Source organism: Bilophila sp. 4_1_30 (assembly GCF_000224655.1).
Classification (GTDB): domain Bacteria; phylum Desulfobacterota; class Desulfovibrionia; order Desulfovibrionales; family Desulfovibrionaceae; genus Bilophila; species Bilophila wadsworthia.
The window spans coordinates 1,114,496-1,116,645 of the sequence record NZ_JH114231.1 but is presented as its reverse complement, the minus strand read 5'-3'; the positions used below and the strand labels follow the sequence as shown (position 1 = coordinate 1,116,645).

Here is a 2,150-nt window from a genome sequence, read left to right as displayed (position 1 = left end):
GCCGTATTGCAGAAGCTGCCTGCACACGGCGGGAGAGAGCGAAAGCCGGGGCCGTCCCATATAGGCGCAATGGCGCTCAAGAAAAAGCTGTGCCAGCAAAAGGATGTCATCTCCGCGATCGCGCAGGGGAGGAACCCTTATTTCCGCCACATTGATGCGGTAATAGAGATCTTCCCGAAAGTTGCCCTTGCGGACGGCTTCTTCCAGATTGGCATTGGTGGCGGCGATGAGCTTGATATCCACGCTCACGGGTTTGGAACTGCCCACGCGCAGGACTTCGCGCTCCTCCAAAACCCGGAGCAGCTTGGCCTGATTGGGCAAGGTCATGTCCGCCAGCTCGTCGAGAAACAACGTGCCCCCCGAAGCTTCCTCAATGAGGCCCTTACGCGCGTTGACGCCCGTGGCGATGCCTTTTTCGATGCCGAACATCTCGCTTTCAAACAGCGAGTCGGGGATGGCCGTACAGTTGACCGCCACGAACGGCCCTTCGCGCCGGGGCGAGTTGAAATGGATCGCCTTGGCGATGACTTCTTTCCCAGCCCCGGTGGGGCCGAGGATAAGCGTATTGATGGGGCGGCGGGCGATGGTCAGGGCAAGTTGAATGACCTTCCGCATGGCCTCGCATTGGCCCACGATCTTCTTGGTCTGGTAGTTTTCCTGAATGGTCCGCATCAGATGCGTGTTGCGCTCGGCGAGGAGCCTGTGCGCCTCTTCCAGCTCGGCGTTGCGGGTTTTCAGATCCGCAATGAGCTGCGAACGGTGGTATTCCCGGCTTTCCACCTTGACCAGCATCATGCCGAAGGCTTCCGCGAGCCGGACATAATTCTTTGGGCCCGCGCCTTCCTTGGTGAGGGCGAACAGCCTGTCCTCGCTGGCGGGGCGGCCCCAAGCCAGATCGTCACAAAGGTTGATCAGGGTATCCAGAAACGCCTGTTCAGAGAGAGGTTCTTGCTTCACGTTTGTTTCCTGTGCGTTCGTCATTGCCGCTGGAGAGACTGCACCCAGCGCAGTACTTCGGCCACCGGGCCAATGAGATCCTTGGGGATGTAGGCGTTTTCCGTCCCGTTTTCAAAAAGGCTGCGGGCCAGCGGCACATTCCGCATGATCGGGATGCCTTCTTCCTGCGCCACCCGTATCATACGCTGGGCGAGGAACCCTTCGCCCTTGGCAAGGATAACCGGGAGCGGCGTCCTGTCCTTTTCGTAATCAAGCGCCACGGCATAATGGGTCGGGTTGGTCACGAGCACCTTCGCTTTGCGCACGTTGCCCAGCGCGTTTTGGGAGAGCATTTCCTGATGGAGCTGTTTGCGCTTGCCCTTCACCTGCGGGTCGCCCTCCATCTCCTTGTACTCCCGTTTGACTTCATCTTTCGACATCATATGGTTCTTGGTGTACTGCCATTTCTGAAAAAGATAGTCCACGGCGGCGATGACGCAGAAGACGCCCGCCGCCATGAGCAGCAGGTCTTTGACAGCCATCCCGAGAACTTCCCACATGGTCCAGATCGTCCCCCGCTGGATGGCGAACAGCGTCGGCAGGTGATCCCGCATGACAACCCAGACGGTAACGCCGAGCACCGTCACCTTGATGATGTTCTTGAGGAACTCCACAAGGTTCTTCATGGAGAAAACCTTCTGGAACCATTTGGATGGGCTTACGTTTTCGAGCTTGGGCATGGCCCCCTTGAAGGCGAACAGTATGCCGACCTGTCCGAGGTTGGCGACGAGGGCCACGGCCATGACGAGGCCGACGAGCGGGGCGACGATAGAAACAGCTATGTGGAACGTGGCTTCGGCGGCGCGCGGCGCGGCCTCGGCGTAGGGCGTGGACAGCAGTTTCATGGGCAGCTCCATCATCGCCAGCAGCGATTCCAGCAGCTGCCGCCCCATCACGACAATATAGACGGACAAGGCGAGCACGGTCAGGGCCGACGGCACGTCCTGGCTTTTGCACACATCCCCTTTCTCTCGCGATTCGCGGAGGCGTTTCGGTGTGGGCTGTTCGGTTTTGTCGCTCACGGCAACAGCCTCCTGAGCTGCTCGAAATCGGCCTTGACCCCGTCGAACAGACCGGTCGCGTTCGACAGCAGCATCATGAAATAGAACAGCATCAGAAAAGCCGCGACGCCGCTCTTGATGGGCATGGCAAGC

2 protein-coding genes are annotated in these 2,150 nt (G+C 59.3%); both read right to left on the bottom strand.

Going from position 1 to position 2,150, the window contains the following annotated elements:
- Nucleotides 1–957: sigma 54-interacting transcriptional regulator (locus HMPREF0178_RS05105; RefSeq protein WP_039958753.1), on the bottom strand; the 957-nt coding region annotated here is incomplete at its 3' end.
- Nucleotides 958–977: 20 nt separating this feature from the next.
- Complete coding sequence (gene sctU / locus HMPREF0178_RS05100; RefSeq protein WP_009379614.1) at nt 978–2,018, bottom strand: type III secretion system export apparatus subunit SctU; 1,041 nt, start codon at nt 2,016–2,018, stop codon at nt 978–980.
- Nucleotides 2,019–2,150 lie beyond the last annotated feature (132 nt).